General features: G+C 61.6%; 27 protein-coding genes. 15 read left to right on the forward strand and 12 right to left on the reverse strand.

Annotated features, from left to right (window positions below; all coding sequences use genetic code 11):
• The first annotated feature begins 1 nt into the window (after position 1).
• On the forward strand, positions 2-844 hold the full coding sequence (gene rsmA, locus Q1A34_RS03550; protein ID WP_300030825.1) for a 16S rRNA (adenine(1518)-N(6)/adenine(1519)-N(6))-dimethyltransferase RsmA: 843 nt from the start codon (positions 2-4) through the stop codon (positions 842-844).
• A 142-nt stretch (positions 845-986) separates the two neighbouring features.
• On the opposite strand, the gene Q1A34_RS03555 is transcribed toward rsmA, so the two are convergent.
• The 3 genes from Q1A34_RS03555 to prfA form a co-directional block, all read right to left on the reverse strand.
• Positions 987-1,544, reverse strand: coding sequence for a DUF4167 domain-containing protein (locus Q1A34_RS03555; RefSeq protein ID WP_300030827.1), 558 nt, complete (start codon positions 1,542-1,544; stop codon positions 987-989).
• Between the two features lie 226 nt (positions 1,545-1,770).
• Complete coding sequence (gene prmC, locus Q1A34_RS03560; protein WP_300032327.1) at positions 1,771-2,586, reverse strand: peptide chain release factor N(5)-glutamine methyltransferase; 816 nt, start codon at positions 2,584-2,586, stop codon at positions 1,771-1,773.
• 14 nt (positions 2,587-2,600) lie between these two features.
• Entirely contained in the window at positions 2,601-3,656 is a 1,056-nt protein-coding gene (gene prfA / locus Q1A34_RS03565; RefSeq protein WP_300032329.1) for a peptide chain release factor 1, read from the reverse strand.
• 62 nt (positions 3,657-3,718) lie between these two features.
• Between prfA and Q1A34_RS03570 the strand changes: the two genes are divergently transcribed.
• A complete protein-coding gene (locus Q1A34_RS03570) occupies positions 3,719-4,006 on the forward strand; it encodes a hypothetical protein (RefSeq protein ID WP_300030830.1) in 288 nt (95 codons plus the stop codon).
• Here the strand turns inward: Q1A34_RS03570 and Q1A34_RS03575 are convergent.
• Genes Q1A34_RS03575 through Q1A34_RS03590 form a run of 4 tightly spaced genes read right to left on the reverse strand, consistent with a single transcriptional unit; the run spans position 3,947 to position 7,516 of the window.
• Positions 3,947-4,372, reverse strand: coding sequence for a DUF1499 domain-containing protein (locus Q1A34_RS03575; protein WP_300030832.1), 426 nt, complete (start codon positions 4,370-4,372; stop codon positions 3,947-3,949). The genes Q1A34_RS03570 and Q1A34_RS03575 overlap by 60 nt on opposite strands.
• A gap of 51 nt (positions 4,373-4,423) precedes the next feature.
• Complete coding sequence (speB, locus tag Q1A34_RS03580) at positions 4,424-5,374, reverse strand: agmatinase (protein WP_300030834.1); 951 nt, start codon at positions 5,372-5,374, stop codon at positions 4,424-4,426.
• Positions 5,374-6,342, reverse strand: coding sequence for an agmatinase (gene speB / locus Q1A34_RS03585; protein ID WP_300030837.1), 969 nt, complete (start codon positions 6,340-6,342; stop codon positions 5,374-5,376). The genes speB (Q1A34_RS03580) and speB (Q1A34_RS03585) overlap by 1 nt, the downstream gene beginning before the upstream one ends.
• Positions 6,343-6,346: 4 nt before the next feature.
• The gene (locus Q1A34_RS03590) at positions 6,347-7,516 is read right to left on the reverse strand and encodes a M20 aminoacylase family protein (RefSeq protein ID WP_300030840.1); all 1,170 of its coding nucleotides are present in this window, start codon (positions 7,514-7,516) and stop codon (positions 6,347-6,349) included.
• Positions 7,517-7,579: 63 nt separating this feature from the next.
• Here Q1A34_RS03590 and mazG point away from each other — a divergent pair, with 63 nt between their 5' ends.
• The gene (gene mazG / locus Q1A34_RS03595; protein WP_300030844.1) at positions 7,580-8,395 is read left to right on the forward strand and encodes a nucleoside triphosphate pyrophosphohydrolase; all 816 of its coding nucleotides are present in this window, start codon (positions 7,580-7,582) and stop codon (positions 8,393-8,395) included.
• On the opposite strand, the gene Q1A34_RS03600 is transcribed toward mazG, so the two are convergent.
• On the reverse strand, positions 8,392-8,802 hold the full coding sequence (locus Q1A34_RS03600) for a hypothetical protein (RefSeq protein ID WP_300030848.1): 411 nt from the start codon (positions 8,800-8,802) through the stop codon (positions 8,392-8,394). The genes mazG and Q1A34_RS03600 overlap by 4 nt on opposite strands.
• Before the next feature lie 85 nt (positions 8,803-8,887).
• Between Q1A34_RS03600 and Q1A34_RS03605 the strand changes: the two genes are divergently transcribed.
• From Q1A34_RS03605 to Q1A34_RS03615, 3 genes are read left to right on the forward strand one after another with little or no spacing between them, the layout of a single operon-like run.
• Complete coding sequence (locus Q1A34_RS03605) at positions 8,888-9,829, forward strand: nucleoside hydrolase (RefSeq protein ID WP_300030851.1); 942 nt, start codon at positions 8,888-8,890, stop codon at positions 9,827-9,829.
• Positions 9,826-10,275 (forward strand): GNAT family N-acetyltransferase, encoded by a 450-nt coding sequence (locus Q1A34_RS03610; RefSeq protein ID WP_300030854.1) that lies wholly within the window; start codon positions 9,826-9,828, stop codon positions 10,273-10,275. Before Q1A34_RS03605 ends, Q1A34_RS03610 begins: the two co-directional genes overlap by 4 nt.
• A gap of 41 nt (positions 10,276-10,316) precedes the next feature.
• Positions 10,317-11,732, forward strand: a complete 1,416-nt coding sequence (locus tag Q1A34_RS03615; RefSeq protein WP_300032331.1) for a YdiU family protein — start codon at positions 10,317-10,319, stop codon at positions 11,730-11,732.
• Here Q1A34_RS03615 and Q1A34_RS03620 read toward each other — a convergent pair.
• The gene (locus Q1A34_RS03620; RefSeq protein WP_300030857.1) at positions 11,729-12,616 is read right to left on the reverse strand and encodes a DMT family transporter; all 888 of its coding nucleotides are present in this window, start codon (positions 12,614-12,616) and stop codon (positions 11,729-11,731) included. The two genes, Q1A34_RS03615 and Q1A34_RS03620, sit on opposite strands and share 4 nt — an antisense overlap.
• A gap of 83 nt (positions 12,617-12,699) precedes the next feature.
• The gene (locus tag Q1A34_RS03625; RefSeq protein ID WP_300030859.1) at positions 12,700-14,010 is read right to left on the reverse strand and encodes a DEAD/DEAH box helicase; all 1,311 of its coding nucleotides are present in this window, start codon (positions 14,008-14,010) and stop codon (positions 12,700-12,702) included.
• A 355-nt stretch (positions 14,011-14,365) separates the two neighbouring features.
• Here Q1A34_RS03625 and Q1A34_RS03630 point away from each other — a divergent pair, with 355 nt between their 5' ends.
• The 8 genes from Q1A34_RS03630 to Q1A34_RS03665 all read left to right on the forward strand — a co-directional run bounded on the left by Q1A34_RS03630 (position 14,366) and on the right by Q1A34_RS03665 (position 20,838).
• A complete protein-coding gene (locus Q1A34_RS03630; RefSeq protein ID WP_300030861.1) occupies positions 14,366-14,779 on the forward strand; it encodes a Fur family transcriptional regulator in 414 nt (137 codons plus the stop codon).
• 213 nt (positions 14,780-14,992) lie between these two features.
• On the forward strand, positions 14,993-15,286 hold the full coding sequence (locus Q1A34_RS03635; protein ID WP_300030863.1) for a ribbon-helix-helix domain-containing protein: 294 nt from the start codon (positions 14,993-14,995) through the stop codon (positions 15,284-15,286).
• A gap of 109 nt (positions 15,287-15,395) precedes the next feature.
• On the forward strand, positions 15,396-15,791 hold the full coding sequence (locus tag Q1A34_RS03640; RefSeq protein WP_300030865.1) for a VOC family protein: 396 nt from the start codon (positions 15,396-15,398) through the stop codon (positions 15,789-15,791).
• A 21-nt stretch (positions 15,792-15,812) separates the two neighbouring features.
• Entirely contained in the window at positions 15,813-16,337 is a 525-nt protein-coding gene (locus Q1A34_RS03645; protein WP_300030868.1) for a twin-arginine translocation signal domain-containing protein, read from the forward strand.
• 15 nt (positions 16,338-16,352) lie between these two features.
• Positions 16,353-17,924, forward strand: a complete 1,572-nt coding sequence (locus Q1A34_RS03650; protein WP_300030871.1) for a GMC family oxidoreductase — start codon at positions 16,353-16,355, stop codon at positions 17,922-17,924.
• 192 nt (positions 17,925-18,116) lie between these two features.
• A complete protein-coding gene (locus Q1A34_RS03655; RefSeq protein ID WP_300030874.1) occupies positions 18,117-18,989 on the forward strand; it encodes a DMT family transporter in 873 nt (290 codons plus the stop codon).
• A gap of 62 nt (positions 18,990-19,051) precedes the next feature.
• Positions 19,052-20,326: a phosphopyruvate hydratase gene (gene eno, locus Q1A34_RS03660; protein ID WP_300030877.1), complete on the forward strand. Its 1,275-nt coding sequence runs from the start codon at positions 19,052-19,054 to the stop codon at positions 20,324-20,326.
• Positions 20,326-20,838: a GNAT family N-acetyltransferase gene (locus tag Q1A34_RS03665; RefSeq protein WP_300030879.1), complete on the forward strand. Its 513-nt coding sequence runs from the start codon at positions 20,326-20,328 to the stop codon at positions 20,836-20,838. Before eno ends, Q1A34_RS03665 begins: the two co-directional genes overlap by 1 nt.
• Here Q1A34_RS03665 and Q1A34_RS03670 read toward each other — a convergent pair.
• Positions 20,828-21,907, reverse strand: coding sequence for an FAD-dependent oxidoreductase (locus Q1A34_RS03670; protein WP_300030882.1), 1,080 nt, complete (start codon positions 21,905-21,907; stop codon positions 20,828-20,830). The two genes, Q1A34_RS03665 and Q1A34_RS03670, sit on opposite strands and share 11 nt — an antisense overlap.
• A 46-nt stretch (positions 21,908-21,953) precedes the next feature.
• On the opposite strand from Q1A34_RS03670, the gene Q1A34_RS03675 reads away from it, so the two are divergent.
• Positions 21,954-22,379 carry a cupin domain-containing protein gene (locus tag Q1A34_RS03675; RefSeq protein ID WP_300030885.1) on the forward strand — a complete coding sequence of 142 codons (426 nt, stop codon included), beginning with the start codon at positions 21,954-21,956 and terminating at the stop codon, positions 22,377-22,379.
• Here the strand turns inward: Q1A34_RS03675 and Q1A34_RS03680 are convergent.
• On the reverse strand, positions 22,376-23,500 hold the full coding sequence (locus tag Q1A34_RS03680) for an anhydro-N-acetylmuramic acid kinase (RefSeq protein ID WP_300030888.1): 1,125 nt from the start codon (positions 23,498-23,500) through the stop codon (positions 22,376-22,378). The genes Q1A34_RS03675 and Q1A34_RS03680 overlap by 4 nt on opposite strands.
• Between the last annotated feature and the right edge of the window lie 5 nt (positions 23,501-23,505).

Below are 23,505 nucleotides of genomic sequence, written 5' to 3' on the forward strand. Positions count from 1 at the left end.
CGTGGGCACCATCGACAATCTGCCCCCCCTGCGCGAGGTGATCCGCACCCACGATCTGCAGGCGCGAAAATCCATGGGGCAGAACTTTCTGCTGGATCTGAACCTGACCGCCAAGATTGCGCGCCAGGTCGGAGATCTGGGCGCATGTGACGTGCTGGAGATCGGCCCCGGACCGGGTGGGCTGACCCGTGGCCTGCTGGCCGAAGGCGCGCGCCGGGTGCTGGCCATTGAAAAGGACGCCCGATGCCTGCCGGCGCTCACGGAAATTTCCGACGCCTGGCCCGGGAAGCTGCAGGTTATCGAAGGCGACGCGCTGCAGACCGATCCGCTGGCCCACCTGACGCCCCCCATTCGCGTGGCCTCGAACCTGCCCTATAATGTGGGCACCGAACTGCTGGTCCGGTGGCTGACACCGCCCGAATGGCCCCCCTTTTGGCAAAGTCTGACACTGATGTTTCAGCGCGAGGTGGCCGAGCGCATCGTGGCGCAGCCTGGCAGCAAAACCTATGGCCGCCTGGCGATCCTGGCGCAGTGGCGGGCCGAAGCGCGCATTGTCATGCAGCTGCCGCCCGAAGCCTTTACGCCGCCGCCAAAAGTCTCGAGCAGCGTGGTGCATCTCAACGCCCTGCCCGCCCCCCGGTATGAGGCAGATGCTGCCGTCCTCTCCCGCGTTGTCGCGGCCGCATTCAATCAGCGCCGCAAGATGCTGCGCGCGGCCCTGAAAGGGATAGCCCCAGACATAGAGGACCGCCTGCTGGACGCAGGACTGAAACCGACAGACCGCGCCGAACAGGTCCCGCTGGAAGGGTTCTGTGCGCTGGCACGCGCGGTGGCCGCCAAATAAGGCGTCATGTGGGAAACACGGATCACGCGGCGCTGCCTGAAACCGTGGGTTTCAACGCATTAGTTTCCGCGTCGTCATTTCGTCAGATGCAACAAAACCCCGCGCACAGCACGGGGTTTCTCCAAAGCTTCAGAAAGTCCGTTTATTCAGCCGCTTCAGGGGCATCATCGCCGCCGCCTGAAGGCTGTTCCTGCGCGCTGTCGCTTTCGGGTTTCGGGCGCGGTTTGCGGCGCGGCGCACGTTTGGGGCGTGGTTTGCTTTCCGGCGTTTCAACCAGATTGCTCTCGCTGTCACCGGCATCTGAGCCACCATCACCCTGTGGTGCATCCGGCTGGTTGTGCTGGTTCTGTGCATCGCGCTCCTGACGCTCCGCACGCTCGCGGTCGCGTTCAGCCTGGCGTTCGCGGTTCTGGCGTTCCTGCTCCTCGCGGCGCGCTTCGATCTCGCGCTGCGCCTCGCTCAGCATGCGTGTGTAATGCTCCGCGTGCTGCTGGAAGTTTTCCGCCGCAACACGGTCATTGCTCAGCTGCGCATCGCGCGCGAGCTGATTGTATTTCTCGATGATCTGCTGCGGCGTACCGCGTACCTTGCCCTCGGGGCCCGAACTGTCGAACACACGGTTGACGACGTTGCCGCCCTGATTGTTATTCGACCGGTTACGGTTGCTCTTTGAGCGGGACCGGGATCTCGATGATTTCATGAAGCTGTCTCAGCCTTCGTGCTGTTAATCGTTGGTCCGGTTGCGCGCTGCGCGCCATTGTCAGAACCGGGAAGCGATATGTTGGGCATAATGCCGCGCGGGACCATGTAAGAAGCATATCCACCGCTGCAACGTCCAAGGAATAAGCACGGCTTACTCCCTGCCGCAAGGGGTAAACCGGCATTTTAACCATAATGTGCGGAATTTCGTATCATTTCCGGCGGTTTCACCCGGGTTTGGCCGCCGACACAACCCGGTCATGTCCTCCCAGATCGGGGAGAATCGCAACCTCCCCCCATCCCTGATCGCGAAAGATGCCAGCAACCGCAGGCCCCTGTTTCCATCCCGTCTCCACCAGCACACGGCCCCGGGCATTCAGGTACTGCGGCGCCTCAGCGGCAACAAGGCGGTAGACACTCAGCCCGTCGCCCTCATCTGTGAGCGCCATGCGCGGCTCATGTTCGCGCAGTTCGGGCTGGATATCCGCCATTTCAGCTGCGGCCAGATAAGGCGGATTGCACACGATCAGATCATAGCGCCCCTCGACGCGCCCGAACCAGTCCGACTGCAGCACATCGGCCCGGTCCGCCACACCGTGGCGCACCAGATTGGCACTGGCCTGCAGACAGGCGGCCTCACTCAGGTCCACGCCGACGCCGGTTGCATCTGTGCGTTCCGCCAGCAGCGTCGTCAGGATACAGCCCGACCCCGTCCCCAGATCCAGAAGGCTGGCAAAGGGCTGTGCCAGCGCAGCCTCGATCAGACTTTCCGTTTCCGGGCGCGGATCAAGCACATCCCGGCTGATGGCAAAGCTCCGTCCGTAGAACTCGCGCGCGCCGATCAGCTGCGAGACCGGCACACGTACGGCCCGAAGCGCCACAAGATGCTCATATCTTTCTGCAATATCGGGCGCGATGTCTTCGGGTGCAATCAGGGTAACACGTGCGGCATCCACTTCCGCCGCATGCGCCAGCAGCACCCGCGCATCCCGCGCGGGATCCGGCACGCCGGCGGCACGCAGACGCGCCATGGCCGCCACCATCGCCTCTGCTGCCGTCACGTGCCCATGTCCGCCAGCAGCCGCGCCTGGGTGTCCGCAGTAAGCGCGTCGATAATCTCATCCAGATCGCCCTGCATCACCGCGTCCAGCCGGTAGAGCGTCAGATTGATGCGGTGATCGGTCATGCGCCCCTGGGGGAAGTTATACGTCCGGATCCTCTCTGATCTGTCACCGGAGCCGACCTGTGCGGCGCGGTCGGCCGAACGCTCACTGTCGGCCCGGCTGCGTTCCAGATCATAAAGCCGCGCTCTTAGAACCTGCAGGGCCTTGTCCCTGTTCCGGTGCTGGGATTTTTCGGAACTCGTCACAACGATGCCCGTCGGCAGGTGCGTGATCCGCACCGCAGAATCGGTTGTGTTCACATGCTGGCCCCCCGCGCCGGACGACCGCATCGTATCAATCCGCAGATCGCCCGGTGCAATCTGAATGTCCACCTCCTCTGCCTCGGGCAGCACCGCCACCGTGGCCGCAGAGGTATGAATGCGCCCGCCGCTCTCTGTGCTGGGCACCCGCTGAACCCGGTGCACGCCACTTTCAAATTTCAGCCGGCCGAACACGGCCTGACCGCGGATATGGGCAACCATTTCACGCACACCGCCCAGCTCCGTTTCCTGCATCTCGATGACGTCAAAGGCCCAGCCCCTCGCTTCGGCGTATCGCTGATACATTCGCATCAGATCGCCCGCGAAGAGGGCTGCCTCATCCCCACCGGTGCCCGGCCGGATTTCCAGCATCGCCGCCTTTGCATCGGCCCGGTCCCGGGGCAGCAACGACAACTGCAGCGCCGCCTCCGCCTCAGGCACCGCGGCCTTCAGGCGCGACAGCTCCTCGGCGGCCAGCTCCGCCATATCCGGGTCTGCCATCATCTCGGCAGCCTCCGCCAGACCGGTCTGCAACTGCCTGTAGGCTTCAATCTGCTCCACAACGGGGCGCAGTTCTGCATATTCCCGCGCCAGATCCGCAATTTCCGCACCGGTGGTTCCATCCGCCATTGCCGCTTCCAGATACTGAAAACGGGCGGTGATCTGTGCAAGGCGGTCCATCGGGATCATCGCACTGCAATCCGACATTGAAAGGCATTGGTCAAGTCATCTGCACATGCTAGATTACGCGCATGAAACGGCTTTTGTGCATGATGATCTGTGCCGGCCTGCCGGCGGGCGCTGACGTCACCTATCCCGGTGGCAAAACGGTGGACTGCTATTGCACCGACCGGTCCGGCGCCCGGATCGAACTGGGCGAAACGATCTGCCTGCAGGTCGATGGGCGCATGTTCATGGCGCAGTGCCAGATGTCGCTGAACGTGCCGATGTGGCGTGAAGTAGAACAGGGCTGCCTGTCCTCATCGCTGCGCGGCGCTGATCACCCGCTCCAGTCGCGCGCGGTTTACCCCCAGATCTGAAGCACCAAAACGCAGCCGCGCAAACAACCGTATCTCGCCATCGCGCAGCTGGACGGTCGTCATATCCGGAAAGCCGAAAACGGCGGAGCGCGTCACATAGGTGATGTGTCCCGTCTGTACAGATCCGTCCAGAACGCGGGTGCGCGGTACATCACGCAGAACCGCATCCATCCGCTGCAACATTTCCGCATCCCCCGGCACGACACGAACCGCGCCGCCGGCCAGATCCCTGTCCTGATCTGCCGCCACCGGCACATGCCATACCGCCGGATCAATGGGCGAAACGCGCACAAAGACCATAAATGCCACAAGCACTGCCAGACCGATCCAGAACACCATGCGCTTCACCCTTCCGGAAATACTCATATCCTGCGCCAGCCCCAAAGAACGCCTGCCCGAAACGGCACGACTACCCCCTCAGCGATACTTCACGCCGGGCAGCACACAAAGCAGCTCAAACAGAATATTTGCCCCTGTCAGCGCCGTGTTGCCCGAAGTGTCATAGGGCGGTGAGACCTCCACCAGATCGCAGCCCACAATGTTCAGCCCCTTGAAAGCCGCAATCAGCTCCATTGCCTGAGGTGTGGTCAGACCGCCGATTTCCGGCGTCCCGGTGCCGGGCGCATAGGCCGGATCCAGACTGTCGATATCATAGGTAATATAGACAGGTGCCTCTGTCCCGATATCCCGGCGGATCTCGCCGCCCAGTGTGGACAGGCTGCGGTGCCACAGCTCGCGCGCCGGGAACTGCTGAAAGCCCCACCCCTGGGCCTCTTTGAAATCGTCCGCCGTATAGCCCGACCCGCGCAGACCGACCTGATAGGTTTTCTGCGGATCAATCAGCCCTTCCTCATAGGCACGGCGGAAAACCGTACCATGGGTTTCGCGCTCGCCGAACATGTCTTCGTTCACATCCGCATGCGCATCAATATGGACCAGTGCCACAGGACCATAGCGTTTGTGCATTGCGCGCAGGATCGGCAGGGTGATCGAATGATCCCCCCCGATGGCCATGGGCATCACATCATAATTCAGGATCGCGTCATAGCTGCTCTGAATGATCTTCAGGCTTTCTTTGAGCGAAAAGGTATTGATCGCCAGATCCCCGATATCGGCCACCTGAAGACTGTCAAAAGGGGCAGCCCCGGTACCCATGTTATAGGGCCGGATCATCGCACTTTCGGACCGTACCTCTTTGGGTCCGAAACGGGTGCCGGACCGCCACGATGTCCCGATGTCCAGAGGAATACCCAGAACGGCCACATCAAGCCCTTTCAGGCCATTGACCATGGGCAGCCGCATAAAACTGCCCGGTCCGGAAAAACGCGCCAGATCATTTCCGCTGATGGGTTGGTTTTTTTCCGCCATTATGCGCCTCCCCGCAGTTTCCAGCCCAGCAGGCAGAGCAGTTCCGTCGCCACATGTGCCCCTGCAATCGCTGTGGCCCCTGTCGTGTCAAAAGGCGGCGACACCTCTACAACATCACCGCCGACGATGTTGATTCCTGCCAGATCGCGCAGCATCGACGCGGCCTGCGCCGAGGTCAACCCGCCCCAGACCGGCGTGCCGGTGCCCGGCGCATAGGCCGGATCCAGCGCGTCGATGTCAAAGGTCAGATAGGTTGGCCTGTCGCCCAGCACCTCGCGGATACGGGCCACAGTGGCCACCGGCCCCTGCTCATGCACTTCGCGCGCATCGATCACCGTCACGCCCAGCGTGTCCTCGTTTGTGGTCCGGATGCCGACCTGCACAGAGGTGGCGGGATCAACGATGCCGGATTTCACGGCTTTGTAAAACATCGTGCCGTGATCCACGCGGTCCATATCGTCATCCGGCCAGGTGTCCGTATGGGCATCGAACTGCAACAGGCTGATGGGGCCGTATTTCTCCGCATAGGCTTTCAGGATCGGAAAGGTGATGTAGTGATCTCCGCCCAGCACAACCGTCGGCACATCCTGGGCCAGAATTCCGCGGATATGCTCTGTCAGGGCCCCGGGGAACGCAGGGACATTGGCATAGTCAAAGGCCAGATCGCCATAGTCCGCGATGGCAAACTCCTGCATCACATCAAAGGGCCAGCCATAGGGTGCATCAGGTGCCTGCAATGCGGATGCCTCACGGATGGCGCGCGGGCCAAGGCGTGTGCCGGTCCGGTTCGTCACCGCCTGATCAAACGGAACGCCCGTAACGGCAATATCCACACCTGTCAGATCCTTGGTGTATTTCCGGCGCAGAAAGGATGTTGCGCCGGCAAAGGTCAGCTCGAAACTGTTGCCCTTCAGGTCGTCGCGTGTGAACGCGTGATCGATCTGGTTCTTTGCGTCTTCCAGTGCCATGTCTTCAGGATCCGGCCACCGGTTGCGCGCGCTCGACGATGCGCGCAAAGAAAGAAGCTCCCACCGGCCCGATCTCGTCGTTGAAGTTATACTGCGGGTGGTGGCACATCGGCCCCACGCCCTGGCCCAGGAAGAGATAAGCCCCCGGTCGCGCCTCCAGCATATAGGCGAAATCCTCGGCCCCCATCACCGGCGTGACATTGCTGTCCACCGCGTCCTCTCCTGCAATTTCGCCGGCCACTTCGGCTGCGAAAGCGGCGTTGTCGGGCCGGTTGATCGTTGGGGGATACCCAAACTTGAAATCCAGTTCGGCCGTAACCCCAAAAGAGGCTGCCTGTCCGGTCATGATCTCGTCGATCCGCCTGACCGCCATGGCCTGCACCTCCTTGCTGAAGGTCCGCACGGTGCCGTTGATCCTGCATGTTTCGGGGATCACGTTGTGGGCCGTTCCGGAATGGATCTGTGTGACCGATATCACCAGCTGTTCCATCGGATCGGTGTTGCGGCTGACAATGCTCTGCAGCGCCTGAACCATGGCGCAGCCGGCGACAACCGGATCAACACAGGCATGTGGCCGGGCAGCATGCCCCCCGACACCCGAAAGCGTGATCGAGAATTCATCCGCCGCCGCCATGATCGGTCCCGGATTGAGCGAGAAAGTGCCCGCTTCGTTCACCGGGCTGTTGTGAAGGGCATAGACCTGACCGATGTCGAACCGGTCCATAACCCCTTCCTGAACCATCGCCTCGCCGCCCCCCGTATCCTCCTCGTCAGGCTGAAAAATCAGCGCAACGCGGCCCGAGAATTTGCGCGTTTCTGCCAGATACTTGGCCGCCCCCAGCAACATCGCCGTGTGCCCGTCATGGCCGCAGGCGTGCATTTTCCCCGGATGGGTCGAGGCGTATTCCAGTGGGGCGGTTTCCTCCATCGGCAGTGCGTCCATGTCCGCGCGCAGACCGATTGTCGGCCCCTCGCCCTGCCCGTTGATGATCGCCACGATGCCGGTTGTCGCAAAGCCTTCGTGGATTTCATCCACACCGAATTCGCGCAGCCGTTCCGCCACGAATGCCGCCGTCTTATGGCACTCGCGTCCCAGCTCGGGGATGGTGTGCAGGTGCTGCCGCCAGGCGGTGATCTCTTCCTTCATGGCAGCAATTCGGTTTACGACGGGCATGGGGTAGACTCCTCAGGGAAAAATCAGTCAGGTGCATCAGACACCGAAGAGGCGCGCGCTGCAATGGCAGAAGACCTGATCAATGACACCAATGCGGGAATCGAACGTCTGCTGGAAATAATGAGGCGACTGCGCGACCCGGTCAGCGGATGCCCCTGGGATATCGAGCAGGACTTCGACAGTATCGCACCCTATACGATCGAGGAGGCCTATGAGGTCGCCGATGCGATTGAGCGGCGCGACTGGCCGGAGCTGGAGGGCGAGCTGGGCGATCTGCTGCTTCAGACCGTTTATCACACCGCGATGGGCGAAGAGGCCGGGCATTTCAGCTTTCAGAGCGTTGTCCGGGCGATTTCGGACAAGATGGTCGCGCGGCATCCGCATGTTTTTGGCGAGGAAAACCGGGACAAAAGCGCCGATCAGCAGACGGCAGACTGGGAAAAAATCAAGGCCGCCGAACGCGCGGGCAAGGCGCAGCAGGGAACGCTGGACGGTGTCGCTGTCGGGCTGCCCGCCCTGTTGCGCGCACTGAAGCTGCAGAAACGCGCGGCCAGGGTCGGATTTGACTGGCCTTCAACCGATGAGGTGATCGACAAGATCACCGAAGAGGCCGCGGAACTGGTGGAAGCGCGCGACACGCTGACCCAGGCCGAGATTGAGGAAGAATTCGGTGATCTGCTGTTTGTAATGGCTAATCTGGGCCGGCACCTTGGCCTTGACCCGGAAGCCGCACTGCGCGCCGCCAACGCCAAATTCACCCGCCGTTTCGAGGCTGTGGAGGCAAAACTGGCAGAGAGGGGCAAACGCCCCGCAGACAGCACGCTGGAAGAGATGGATGCTCTCTGGGATCAGGTCAAAGCCGAAGCGCGTACACTCTAGCGCTCCGTTACTTTCACACCGAGAGCGACAAGCTGCGCAATAAACGGGCCTCTGGGCGGTATATCGCCGCTGAAAACACGGATCACATCGCCCGAACGCATGTGAACTTCCATGTCAGTGCTGTCGCTCCATTCGATGAATTCGATGTGGTGAATGTCGCTCAGCGCCACTTCACGCGGACGCTGCCAGGGTGACAGAATCAGCGTCTGCCGTGTCAGTCGAATTCCGCTGACGGGGTTACGGATCAACTCCTGCAGGATCATCGCCGCCGCAGGTAACCAGATTGCCCAGATGTACCAGGGCGCATCCTTGGTCGCAGCGACGGTCATCGCCAGCACCATCATGATGCCAGCGCTCCAGACGATCGCGCGCCTTCCCTGCAAACGATATGCGTAAACGTCTTCCATGATTCCGGTTTGCCAGCAGAATACGGCGCCGTTTTGACCTTTTTGTGTACTGGACTCTCGTCCATCACAGCTTCAGAAAGTGCGCATGGAAAAACGCAGTATCATCATCGACACAGACCCCGGTCAGGACGACGCGGTCGCCATTCTGCTGGCCCTGGCCAGCCCCGACGAAATCGACGTGCTGGGGATCACCTGTGTGGCAGGCAATGTGCCGCTGGAGCTGACAGCAAAAAACGCCCGCATGGTGTGTGAACTGGCAGGCCGTTCGGATATCGCAGTGTATGCGGGCTGTGACAGGCCGCTGGGTCGTGATCTTGTTACCGCAGAACATGTGCACGGAAAAACCGGTCTGGACGGCCCCAAGCTGCCAGATCCGGGCATGCCGCTGCAGGACCTGCATGCGGTGGATTACATCATCGACACGCTGCGTGCGGCCTCAAAAGGGTCTGTAACGCTGTGTCCGCTGGGCCCGCTGACAAATATTGCGACTGCCCTGTTGCGCGCACCGGATATCGCCGACCATGTCCGCGAAATCGTGCTGATGGGGGGCGCCTATTTCGAGGTGGGTAACATCACGCCTGCCGCAGAATTTAACATTTACGTCGATCCGCAGGCCGCTGATATTGTGTTCAAATCCGGCATTCCGATTGTTGTGATGCCGCTCGACGTGACACATAAAGCCCTGGTCACCGCGCCGCGCAATCAGGCCTTTCGCGCGCTGAACACGCCCGTCGGCGTCGCAGTGGCCCAGATGACCGAATTCTTTGAACGTTTTGACAAAGAGAAATACGGCTCGGCCGGTGCACCGCTGCACGATCCCTGTGTGACGGCCTGGCTGATACGCCCGGACATCTTTTCCGGCAGGCATATTAATGTGGAAATCGAAACGCAGTCCGAACTGACCCTCGGCATGACGGTTGCAGACTGGTGGGGCGTCACCGACCGGCCTGCAAATGCTCTGTTTATCGGTGATCTGGATGCGGACGCGTTTTTCGCCCTGCTGACCGAGCGGCTGGGCAGGCTGTGAGTGCGACGCTGACCCTCGCAGCGCCGGAGCATCTGGAAAAACTCGACGCACTTGTGGCGGCTTTTCACGCCGAGCAGGGCATTGCCCTGAGTGGCGAGGCACGGCGTGCCGGTATTGAGCCCCTGCTGGCCGGAATTCCGCATGGTGCCGCCTATCTGATCGGGCCGCCGCGGGCGCCTATCGGATACATCATTGTCAGCTTTGGCTGGTCGGTCGAGTTCGGCGGTCTCGACGGGATTATAGACGAGATTTACATCAGACCGGGCGTCCGGGGGCGCGGCATTGCCACAGAAACTCTGCAGAGCCTGCCCCGCGCGCTGGCCGGTGCGGGTCTGAAGGCTCTGCACCTGGAAGTGGACCGCTCCGAGCCTGCAAAACAGAAACTCTATGCACGCGCCGGGTTCCGCGACAGGCCACGCTATATGCTGATGACGCGGACCTTCTGAGAACGCTGGCGCTGCGCGTGTCGCGCGCCTATATCTCTGACATGCAGGTTTCAGTTCCCTTTGATAACAGCTACGCGCGTCTGCCGGACGCCTTTTACACCAGGCTGGCCCCCACGCCGGTCCGTGCGCCGCAGCTGATCGCCTATAACGACGACCTTGCGGCTCTGCTGGGTCTGCCGGACGCCGGCGCAGAAGACCGCGCGCGTGTGTTTTCCGGATCGCGTGTCCCTGAAGGCGCGGCACCGCTCGCACAGCTTTATGCAGGCCATCAGTTTGGCAATTACAATCCCCAGCTCGGAGACGGGCGCGCCATTCTGCTGGGCGAGGTTGTTGGCACAGACGGGGTGCGCCGCGACATCCAGCTCAAGGGTTCCGGGCCCACGCCCTATTCGCGCATGGGGGACGGACGCGCCTGGCTGGGCCCGGTGTTGCGGGAATATGTGATTTCCGAGGCGATGCACGCCCTGGGGGTGCCGACAACCCGTGCGCTGGCCGCGACACTCACCGGCGAAAATGTGGTGCGGGAATCGCTTTTGCCGGGGGCCGTTCTGACCCGCGTTGCCGCCAGCCACCTGCGCGTCGGAACCTTTCAGATTTTCGCATCGCGCGGGCAGACTGAGGCGCTGAAAGAGCTGACACAATATGCCATCGAGCGGCACTGGCCCGATGCTGAGAGGCCGATGGATCTGTTGCGCGCGGTCTGTGCAGCTCAGGCAGAACTTGTGGCAAACTGGATGTCTTTTGGGTTCATCCATGGCGTCATGAACACCGACAACTGCACGATCTCCGGCGAGACAATTGATTATGGGCCCTGCGCCTTTATCGATGATTTTCATGAAGATACGGTGTTTTCCTCAATTGATCAGCACGGCCGGTACGCCTTTTCCAACCAGCCACGGATCATTGTCTGGAACATGGCCCAGTTCGCCACAGCCCTGTTGCAGCAGCTGGACGATCCGGCAGACTCTGTCGATGAAGCGACAGAGATTGTGCATGCCATGCCCGATCAGATCGAGGCCGCCTGGACGCGGCGCTTCGGGGCCAAAATCGGGCTGTCGGATCCGTCAGCCGCTGACGACGCAGCGCTGGCCAGAGATCTGCTGCAGATCATGCAGGCGCAGGGCGCGGATTTCACGAATACCTTTGATGCCCTGGCGCGCGGCGACGCCCGGGACCAGTTTGTCGATCGTGACGCCTTTGATACCTGGTCAGAACGCTGGAATGCCCGAATTGCAGATGAAGCCGACCCTCAGGCCGTTATGCAGGCCGCCTCTCCGCGCGTTATTCCGCGCAACCACCGGATCGAGGAAATGATCAGCGCAGCAGTCAACGGCGATTATGCGCCTTTTGAGCGCTTGCAAAACGCGCTGCGCGATCCTTTTGGCACCGCAGACACCGGCCTGATGCGCCCGCCAACCGCCGCACAGCGGGTCCCGGCAACCTTTTGCGGCACCTAGGCCCTGCGCGGGCGCCGGTTGATCAGCCAGATACCGCCCGCCACCAGCACAAGGGCAACCCAGACCTGTGCTGCCACGTTTTCACCCAGCAGCAGCCAGCCGAGGAAAACCGCAAACACCGGCGACAGAAAACTGAATGAGGCAACCGAGGACGCCGGGTAGATCGCCATCAGCCAGAACCATGCCAGAAAACCAAGGCTGGCGATGGCGACGATCTGAAACAGCAGCCCTGCATAGTGTATGGGTTGCGGATCGCGCAGAAAATCCCCGATCAGCCATGCCGCAAACAGCATAACAGGCGCAGAGATGACCACCTGGAACAGCAGCTGGTTTGCCGGAGGCACCCTGCTCAGCGGTGTGATTTTGACGCAGAGCGCAATCCCGGCCCAGCACAGCGCCGAGGTCAGCGCCATCAGATCCCCCACAAGACTGGCGCTGGTATCGCTGCGGTCCAGCAACGCCAGTGCCACGCCCGACATTGCCATGATCAGCCCGACGATCCGAAGACCCGTCAGCCTGTCTGATGGCATCAGAAAATGGCTCGCGACCGCCAGCCAGACGGGCATGGAGTAAAAAATCACCGACGCCCTGCTTACGGTCGTGAAGTCCAGCGCCGAGAAAAGCACCATGAATTCAAGGGCAAAGAGCAACCCTGACAGGATACCGGCAGGAACGGCCGCGCGCGGAACGCTCATCGGAATGCCGCGCAGTTTCATCCAGATCATCAGAACGACAATCGCGCCAGCCGACCGGACACCCGCGGAAAACACAGGCGCGAACCCATCGTTGGTGACTTTGATGACCACCTGATTGAACGCCAGATGCAGCGCGAAGGCAATCAGTGCGACAGCACCGAAAGTGTCCATATGTGATTTGCGGTCCATGGCGCCACAAAGAGACCGGGCAGCGCAATTGTCAATCGCCCTGCCCGGATGCTGTGTGCATATTTTTTTGTTTTGCCCGGGGGTTAAGCCGCGCGCTGACCGCCGCCACCAGAGGCGCCGCCGCCACGCCGGCGCCTGCGGCCCCCACCCGGTTTCTTGCCCTGAGGCTGTGCCGCGCCGCCGGGCTTGCCACCGCCCTGAGGACGCCCCCCGCGACGGCGTCCGCCACCCTTGGGTTTAGTCCCTTCAGGGATATCCACGGCTTCCCAGGGGCGTCCGGAGCCCACGGGGATCGAAATTCCCATGGTTTTCTGAATGGCTTTCAGCTCGCCCATCTCATCCGGTGCACAGAACGCAATTGCTGCGCCGTCCTTGCCCGCGCGTGCGGTCCGGCCGATACGGTGCACATAGTTGTCGGGCACATTTGGCAGATCATAGTTGTAGACATGTTTCACGTCCGGGATATCAAGCCCGCGCGCGGCCACGTCGGTCGCCACCAGCACGGTGATCTCGCCGGATTTGAAGGCCGCAATCGCGCGGTCCCGCTGGCCCTGCGATTTATTGCCGTGGATCGAGGCCGCGTCATAGCCCGCCTTGACCAGCGTTTTCATCAGCTTTTCTGACCCGTGCTTTGTGCGGCCAAAGACCAGCGCCCGTTCGCCGCGGTGTTTGGCCAGCATCTCGATCAGCAGGTTCGCTTTCTCCGCCTTGGCGATGAAATGCACTTCCTGCGTGACCTTGTCAGCGGCTTTGCCCGGAGGGGACACTTCGACCCGGATAGGCCGGTTGAGATAGCTGTTCGCGATCTCGTTCATCAGCTTGGGCATGGTCGCCGAAAACAGCATCGTCTGCCGGTCCTTTGGGATGACCGCCGCGATTTTGCGCAGGTCATGGATAAAGCCCATGTCGAGCATCTGGTCAGCTTCGTCCAGCACCAGAAAATCAGCCTCGTCCAGACGCACAGCGCGCCTGTCCATAAGGTCCAGCAAACGTCCGGGCGTGGCCACCAGCAGGTCAACACCCCGCTCCAGCCGCTTGATCTGGTTGTTGATGGACTGACCGCCCACAACCATCGTCACCTTTATCGGTGTGTTTTCGGCAAATGCGCGCAGATTGACGCTGATCTGTGTCGCCAGCTCGCGTGTTGGTGCCAGGATCAGCCCATGCACCGAGCGGGGTGCGGGCCGTTTGCCGATCTCCAGCATCCGCGCAATCAGCGGCACACCAAAGGCTGCCGTTTTGCCGGTGCCTGTCTGTGCCAGCCCCATCACATCGCGCCCGTTCAGCGCATGTGGAATTGCCTGTTTCTGGATCGGGGTCGGGTCGTTTAGACCCATTTTTTTGAGACGGGCCACCAGTGCAGGTGGCAGATCCATCATATCAAAGTCACTCATATCGTCTTTCCGGCCCACCTGGCAGGCAGACCTCGTATACTTACCGGTCGCGCCCTGATCAGCAGGGCACGCACGTCGGGACACGCAAAACCGGATCACAGGTATCGGCGGCATGCCGGCACCTGTCCGTCGCGTCTGGCCCCACGCGTGATTTTGGGAACAACAGCGGACCTCTGAAACGGGCGCGCACATCAGGTCATCTGACCCGGGCGCCCGGACTGCTCACGCGGCAGAAGGCTTCGCCTGTGGTGCACATGGGGGTTTTTTATCCACAAGTCAACCGGACATCCTGAAACCGGGTGGCACCGCCACAGAAAGACCGCTAAACAAAAGCCCCGTCCAGCAGGATAAGCGCATGAGCAAAACCATCATCAACCGCTGCGAAGCCCTGGGTCTGCGCATGACCGGACAGCGCCGGATTGTGGCACAGGTGATCGAAGACAGTGATGATCACCCGGATGTCGAAGAGCTCTATGCCCGCGCCTCGGCCATAGATGCGGCGATCTCGATTGCGACGGTGTACCGGACGGTCAAACTCTTTGAGGAGGCGGGCATTCTCGACAAGCTGGAATTCGGCGACGGCAGAGCGCGCTACGAGGACGCAGAACGCGACCACCACGACCATCTCATCGATATGAATTCGGGCGAAGTGATTGAGTTTGTGGATGCCGAGATTGAGGCGTTGCAGGAAAGAATTGCCCGCAAACTGGGGTATGAATTGCGCGGACATCGTCTGGAGCTTTACGGCGTGCCGCTGAAAAAATCCTGAGACAGCCCGGAGGCACGCACCGGCAAGGCCTGCCGGACAGCTGTTCCGCGCAGGCCCGTGCCTTTTAAACCTGCGAAAAAACGCGGCGCGGAACGTTCTGTTCGCGTGCTTTCGGCTGCGTAGACAGCCTCAAACAAGTGGTATAGGCTTTTTATCAAGGGCGAGTGAAAAATACGGATGCGCACGGAACTGCATCGGCCCAGGGAGGAAAGTATGTGTCAGGTATTTGCCGGTCAGGATCCGGAGCGCTATGGATCGACCACACGCAGATTGCGGCTGAACGGTCAGAGCACGAGCATCAGGCTCGAAAACGCATTCTGGCAGGTCATTGATACGATTGCAGAAAACGAAGGCACAACGGCCCCGGCCTTTGTCTCGACCCTGCATGCCGAGGTTCTTGAACTGCGCGGCGAGCCGGAAAACTTTACCTCGCTGCTGCGCTGCGCCTGCCTGAAGTTCATGGAGCTGAGCCCCGGTGCCGAAGACGTGGCCATCGCTGCAGAATAGCCCGGCCCCCTGGCCGGATCACGCAGCACAGGGGTAGTACTCCCATACTACCCGGCCACAACTGAGCAGGCTTACTCTCGTTCGTGAACCGTCACAAAGGAGAGGCGCTTTGGCCAAAAACATTCATTCCATGATCCGCGTGCTGGAGGAAGCACGCTCGGTCGCGTTCTACGACAAGGCCTTTGGTCTGAAAGTTGCGGACCGCCTGGATTTTACCGATTTCACGCTGGTGTATCTCAGCAACGCCGAGAGCGGTTTCGAGCTGGAACTGACGGTCAACAAGGACCGCACCGCGCCTTATGATCTGGGGGATGGATACGGCCACCTGGCAGTGTCCGTCGCGGATCTGGATGCAGAACACGCCCGGTTTGAAGCCGAAGGACTGGCACCGCGCAAACTTGTGACATTCGCGCCTGACGGCAAACTCGTCGGGCGCTTTTTCTTTGTGGCCGATCCGGACGGCTACGAGATCGAAGTGCTCGAACGCAGCGGGCGCTTTACGTGATTTTTCGAGGGAGGACCTAACATGACAATCCAAGACAGCCCCAAAGGGCTTACCCGGCGCCAGCTGTTGTCGCGTGCGACAGCAGCCGGGGCCTCATTTGTGGTGGGATCAGGCTTTATCGCCGCGCCCAACGCATCCTGGGCGGCCACAGCCGATCATCTGCGGCCCGAAACCTTTGCCACGCTCGTACAGATGGCCCGGGATATCTACCCGCACGACAAGGTGGGTGATGAATTCTACGTGATCGCGGTCAAAGGCTATGACACCGCGGATGCGGCGGAAAATGTCGAGGTGGGCATCGCCGGTCTCGATGCTGCTGCCCGTGGAAAAGGACATGCCGGGTATCTCGACATGGGCTGGGAGCGGGACCGCGTCGATCTGTTGCGCGCAATGGAGGACAGCGCGTTCTTTCAGCAGGTGCGCGGCGGCCTTGTCACAGGTCTCTACAATCAGAAAGCTGTCTGGCCGATCTTCGGCTACGAGGGCTCCTCATTTGAATTCGGCGGCTACATCGACCGCGGTTTCAACGACATCAACTGGCTATAAGGGGAGACTGGCACCATGACGGCACCATTTGATCTCACAGACGACAGCGTCGTTGTTATCATCGGCACGGGCGCAGGCGGCGGCGTGCTGGCAAACGAACTGGCCCAGAAAGGCGTCAGCGTTGTTGCGCTCGAAGCCGGCGGGCGGCACCTGCCGGAGGACTTCATTAACGATGAATGGGACAGCTTTGGCCAGCTGGCCTGGCTCGACCCGCGCTCTACGTCGGGCGACTGGCGCGTGGCTAAAGACTTTTCCGGCCTGCCCGCATGGATCGTAAAATCCGTGGGCGGCACGACCCAGCACTGGGCAGGCGCCAGCCTGCGGTTCCAGGAGCATGAGTGGAAAGCGGCGACCAGCTACGGCAGCGTTCAGGGCGCGTCCCTGCTCGACTGGCCGATTGACGCCGCCGAAATGGACCCCTGGTACACAAAGGCCGAAGACAAGCTGGGCGTCACCCGCACAGGCGACCGTCCCGGGCTGCCGGGCAACAACAACTATCTGGTGTTCGAAAAGGGCGCAAAGGCGCTTGGCTACGAACAGGTCCATACCGGTCGCATGGCGATCAACTCTGATGAGAACCGCGACCGGCAGATGTGCCAGCAGACTGGCTTTTGTTTTCAGGGGTGTAAATGGGGCGCCAAATGGTCTGCCGGCTATGTCGATATCCCGCAGGGCGAGGCAACCGGCAACCTGGAGGTCCGTCCGCAGTCACATGTGGCGCGCATCCTGCACAATGACGCAGGCAAGGTCACCGGTGTCGAATACTATGACGCTGACGGCACTCTGCAGATGCAGAAGGCACGTGTTGTCTGTGTTGCCGGTAACTCGTTTGAGAGCCCGCGCCTCCTGCTGAACTCGGCCTCGTCGATGTTCCCGGATGGTCTTGCGAACAGTTCCGGCCAGGTCGGTCGTAACTATATGCGCCACATGACCGGGTCGGTCTACGCGACCTTTGACCAGCCGGTGAAGATGTGGCGCGGCACCACCATGGCCGGCATCATCCAGGACGAATCCCGGCATGATCCGAGCCGTGGGTTTGTCGGCGGCTACGAGCTGGAAACGCTGGCTCTGGGCCTGCCCTTTATGGCGGCCTTCCTTGACCCCGGTGCCTGGGGGCGTGAGTTTACCTCAGCGCTCGACAGCTATGAAAACATGGCCGGCATGTGGATCGTGGGCGAAGACATGCCACAGGAAACAAACCGGGTTACGCTGAACATGGACCTCAAGGATCAATATGGTCTGCCTGTCGCCAATGTGCATTTCGACGATCACCCCAATGACGTCGCGATGCGCAACCACGCCTACAAACAGGGCGCGGCGGTCTACGAGGCTGTGGGGGCGACACGGGTGTTCCCAACGCCGCCCTATCCGTCGACGCATAATCTGGGCACCAACCGGATGTCTGCAAACGCACGTGACGGGGTGGTCAACAAATGGGGCCAGACCCATGATATTGAGAACCTCTTTATCTCGGACGGCTCGCAGTTCACCACCGGTGCTGCAGAAAACCCGACGCTGACCATTGTGGCGCTCGCGATCCGCCAGGCGGATCACCTCGCGCGCGAAATGTCTCAGGGCAATCTCTGAAACAATCGTGCCGCGCCCCGTTGATCCGGGGCGCGGCATGGGCCTCCGCTTCCATGCAACCGGGCAGCCGGTATCCCACCGACAGCATTCACGGCTGACACACCCCTACGGGCAAGCAGGCGGCATCTCCATTGACCCCGGCACCGCTTTCTGAAACTCCGCCTGTCAGAGTTTCTCAGGAAAGACCCCCATATGGACAACCTGCGCGGTGCGGCTCTGATGGTGCTGGCCATGTTCGGCTTTGCGCTCGAAGATATGCTGATCAAATTCATGGCCGTCTCCCTGCCCGTCGGGCAGATCATCGGGATGCTGGGTCTCGGCAGCTCTGTGCTCATCGGGACGCTGCTGATGGTCCGGGGTGAAGCCCTGTTCGACCGCGCCATGCTGACCCCGGCAATTGCCATCCGCGCCATCGGCGAGCTGATCGGCACACTGGGTTTCGTCACGGCAATTGCCCTGACGCCCCTGTCATCTGCTTCTGCCATCCTTCAGGCAACACCGCTGGTTGTCACCCTGGGGGCCGCAGTCTTTTTGCAGGAGGCCGTGGGGTGGCGGCGCTGGTCTGCGATCCTGGTTGGGTTTCTGGGCGTCCTGCTGATCATCCGGCCCGGCACCGAAGGGTTCAGCTGGCTGTCTCTCTTTGCGCTTCAGGGTGTCTTCGGTCTTGCCCTCCGCGATCTGGCGACACGGCGCGTACCGCCCCATACCTCGACGCTGCAGCTGAGCTTTCTGGGGTTTCTTGTGCTGATCCCGGCGGCTGTCATCATGCTGCTGGTGGCCGGAACGGAGATCCGTGCGCCCTCCTCTGCCGACTGGCTGTGGTATGCCTGCGCCCTGCTCATTGGGATTGTGGCCTATTATACGATTATCGCCGCCATGCGCGTGGGCGAGGTCAGCTTTGTGACGCCCTTCCGCTATTCGCGCATCCTTTTTGCACTGGTGATCGGCGTCGGCGTCTTTAGCGAGGAGCCTGATACGCTGACCCTTCTCGGGGCGACCATCATCGTCTGCTCGGGTCTGTACACGCTCTGGCGGGAAAGAAATGTTCGCGCTAACAGCGCCTGACCCTTTCCATCACAGCCGCATCCCGGTATCACCCGGCCAACAGATACGCACAGGAGCCTGACATGAGCACGATCATTGACATCCATGCCCGCGAAATCCTCGACAGCCGGGGCAACCCCACCGTCGAAGTTGACGTCATCCTTGAAGACGGCACCATGGGCCGCGCGGCGGTCCCTTCAGGTGCATCCACCGGCGCTTATGAGGCGGTAGAGAAGCGTGACGGTGATAAATCGCGGTACATGGGCAAGGGGGTTCTGGAGGCCTGTGCTGCCGTGAACGGCGAGATCGCAGAGGCGCTGGTTGGCATTGATGCCACAGAGCAGGTCGACATCGACACCACCATGATCGAGCTTGACGGCACAGACAACAAAGGCCGCCTTGGAGCAAATGCGATCCTGGGTGTGTCCATGGCTGCGGCCAAGGCTGCGGCGGACTTCTGCGCCCAGCCGCTCTACCGCTATGTCGGCGGCACATCTGCGCGGGTGCTGCCGGTGCCCATGATGAACATTATCAACGGCGGCGAGCACGCAGACAACCCGATCGACATTCAGGAATTCATGATCATGCCGGTGGCTGCGGAAAACATCCGCGAAGCCGTGCGCATGGGCTCTGAAGTGTTTCACACGCTGAAAAAAGAGCTGTCCGCGGCGGGTCTGTCCACAGGGATCGGTGATGAGGGTGGCTTTGCGCCCAACATCAGCTCCACACGGGACGCGCTTGATTTCATTCTGAAATCCATCGAGAAAGCCGGATATAAACCGGGCGATGACATCCACCTTGCGATGGATTGTGCCGCAACCGAATACTACAAGGACGGCAAATATGAGCTTGCCGGAGAAGGCAAATCGCTGTCGTCCGCGGAAAACGTCGACTACCTGGCAGCGCTGGTCAATGATTACCCGATCATCTCGATCGAGGACGGCATGTCAGAGGACGACTGGGATGGCTGGAAGGCCCTGACGGAGGCCCTGGGTGACCGGGTTCAGCTGGTGGGTGACGATCTCTTTGTGACCAATCCGGCCCGTCTTGCCATGGGGATCGAGCGCGGCTCGGCCAATTCGATGCTGGTCAAGGTCAACCAGATCGGCAGCCTCACCGAGACGCTGAAAGCGGTCGATATGGCGCATCGTGCGGGCTTTACCAACGTGATGTCCCACCGGTCCGGCGAGACCGAAGACGCCACCATCGCAGACCTGGCGGTGGCGACAAACTGTGGCCAGATCAAAACCGGCTCGCTCGCACGCTCCGACCGGCTGGCCAAGTACAACCAGCTGATCCGCATCGAAGAAGCCCTGGGCGAGACCGCTGAATACGCGGGCCGCTCGATCCTGCGCTGATGGCTGAAGTTGTGATCCGGCAGGCGGAAACGCCTGCCGATCTGCAGGCTGTTCGGGACCTGTGCTGGGAATACCGCGACTATCTGATCGCTTTCAGCGATGAGGTCAGCCAGGCGGTTTCGGTGACCTACCCGCAGGAAGCCTACCCCGCGCTGATGGCTGAACTGGCCGACAAACACGCACGCCCCGGGGGTCTGATCCTGCTGGCCGAAAAGGACAGTCAGGCCGTGGGTTGCGGCATGTATCACGCCATCAGTGACGGGGACGCCGAAATCAAGCGCGTGTTCATGCGCGACACCGCACGGGGCACCGGCGCCGGATACAGACTGTCCGAGGCCCTGATCCGTCACGCCCGGGCGGATGGCTATTCACGTATTCTGCTGGACACGTCACGGCAGTTTATCCATGCGCAGAAACTCTATGAAAAGCTGGGATTTCAGGCGCGCGGGCCTTATTCAGAGCTGCCGCCGGGTTATGCGGAACTGCTGGTTTTCTACGAACTCACTCTGTGAACCGCGCGGGCCTGTAGGGCGCTACCAAAGCCGCATGGGTGTTGCTGAGGCCCCGGCCCATGATTTCGGCCGCCGCGATCTCTCCCACCAGAGGCGCCAGCGTGGCACCCGAATGCATCGTCGTCACATAAAGCCCCTCTGGTCCGCAGGCACCAATGACCGGCAGCCCATCGCCCGGCACCGGACGCCAGGCCAGTGTTACCTCTTCCCAGCGGACCGCCTGACCGATCAGCGCAGAGACCCGGGCCGCAGCACGATCCGCCAGTACGGACGGGTCACCAGCCACTTCGGAGCTGGTGTCGCTCTGGTGCGCAGCTGCCGTGGGCGCCAGCAAACGGCCATCCGGCAGCTGGCGCAATTCCTGACCCGGACTGACAAGAATATGGCTGAGCAGCGGTGGCAGGGGTGCCGTGCGCAGGATCAGCCCCGGCCTGTCCGGCATGGGCAGGCGGGCATCTACCGTATCAAGAAGTTTCCCCGTCGCAGTCCCGGTGGCGAGCATGACGTGGTCCGCCGTGATTGTGCCGCCTGACCAGGTGACACCTGCAATCCGCCCCGCCCGGTGCACCAGGCCCTGCACCGGCACGCCCGAAATGATCCGCGCACCAAGCGCGCAGGCAGCTGCCAGAGCATCCTGCGTCAGCGTGACCAGGTCGACGGCCCCCTCATCCGCAAAAAGCAGTGCACGTTCCGGCGCCGGAATACCTGGCTCCAGCGCGGTGAACCCGTCCCGGTCAATTTCCCGGACATTGTAGCCAAGGGCGCGCAGTGCGTCTGACTGGGCGTCAAAGGCCGCTCCCTGCTCCTCCCAGCACAGGCAACCCTGCCATTGCACGGCCCTGCTGCCCAGGGCGTCCGCCAGCCGGCGGTGCGCGGCGAATGCGGCATGGCGCAGGTGAAAGTGATCCTCGTCCGCGTAAAAGCTGGCGTTGATCCAGCCAAAGGATGCGCCTGAGGCACCCTGGGCGGGTGCTCCGGCCTCGATCACCGTGACCTGCGCGCCGCTGCGGGCAAGGTTCCAGGCGGTCACGGCACCGATGACCCCGGCGCCTACGACGATTACTTTCATGCTCTGTCCCTCTCGACCTGCGCGGTGTTCACGGTACAGTGCCCGTATGACGGCACAAGAGATCATCGACCATCTGTCTTTGCAGCCCCACCCCGAGGGCGGGCATTACCGCCAGACATGGATTGCAGAAAACGACGGACGCCCCACCGGCACCTGCATCTGGTTTCTGCTCAAAGCGGGCGAGAGCAGTCACTGGCACCGCGTGGATGCGACAGAAATCTGGTTCTGGCACAGCGGTGCGCCGCTGATCCTGTCGCTGAGCGCCGATGACACGGGGCCCGCGACGGATCATCTGCTGGGCCCCGATCTGCGCACGGGCAGCCCACAGATGATTGTGCCGGAAAACCACTGGCAGGCAGCCCGTACCACAGGCGAATATACCCTCGTCAGCTGCACGGTATCCCCGGGATTTCAGTTTGAGGGTTTTACTCTTGCCGCACCTGGATTTGATATCCCGCGTTCAGGGGATTAAACCGCCGCGCGCTGTTCCGGCGGCAGGCTGATGGTGCCGCCACTGACAGCCGCGCGCACGCCGGTTGTGCCGGGACAGGATGTGGGCAGCCCCCGCGCGACGCGCACCGCAAGATAGGCAAAAGCCTGCGCCTCCAGCATGTCACCATCAAGCCCCACCTCCTCGACCGGGCCGACCGGACAGTCCAGCGAAACGGACAGCATCTCCATCAGTACCGGATTGTGACGTCCGCCCCCCGTGACCAGCAGCCGGGCGGGTGGCTTCGGACAATGCTCCATCCCCTGGGCCACGCCAGCCGCACACATCGCCGTGAGCGTGGCCGCCGCATCGGCGTCACTGAGCTCACCAACCAGACGGATCATTTCCGAAAAGTCATTTCTGTCCAGAGATTTAGGCGGCATTCTTGCGAAATACGGCTCCGCCAGAAAAAGCTCGAGCGCGCCCTGCTCTACCGTGCCCTGGCGCGCGATGCGGCCTCCCTCATCAAAGGCGATATCCAGTCGGGCGCGCAGAAGATCATTCAGGGGCGCGTTGGCCGGACCCGTATCAAAGGCCAGCAATGCGCCCTTCTCCTCCGGACGCTCCTTTGCGGGATCGACAAAGGTGAGATTGCCGACACCACCGAGGTTCAGAAAAGCCAGCGGTGCATCCGCACCGATGAAACGCGCGCAGGCGAAATGGAAAAACGGTGCCAGCGGCGCGCCCTCTCCGCCCAGCTCCACGTCCGCTGTCCGGAAATCCCACACGACCGGCAGATCCAGCGCACCAGCCAGCCAGGCACCGCTGCCCACCTGCAGCGTTCCGCGGGTACGCGGCGCATGGGCAAGGGTCTGACCATGAAACCCAACAAGATCAATGCCCTCAAAGCCACGCAGCGCTTCAAAGTGCGCCTGTTCTGTAACGGTGCGCGCCGCCCCGGTCCGGGCACCCGACCACTGCCCCAGGGCTGCGGCAAGTGTGCGTTGTTCGGCAGCTGAATAGGCGCGGTATCCGGTCTCGCCAAAGCCCTCTATCGTGATGCCGTCCGTGCGCAGAACAGCCGCATCAACACCGTCCAGAGAGGTGCCGCTCATAGCGCCGAGCGCTGTGACGATTCCGGTTTTGGGGATGGCCCTGCTCAAAGCCT

The organism is uncultured Roseobacter sp., from assembly GCF_947491795.1.
In the GTDB taxonomy this organism is placed as follows: Bacteria; Pseudomonadota; Alphaproteobacteria; order Rhodobacterales; family Rhodobacteraceae; genus Roseobacter.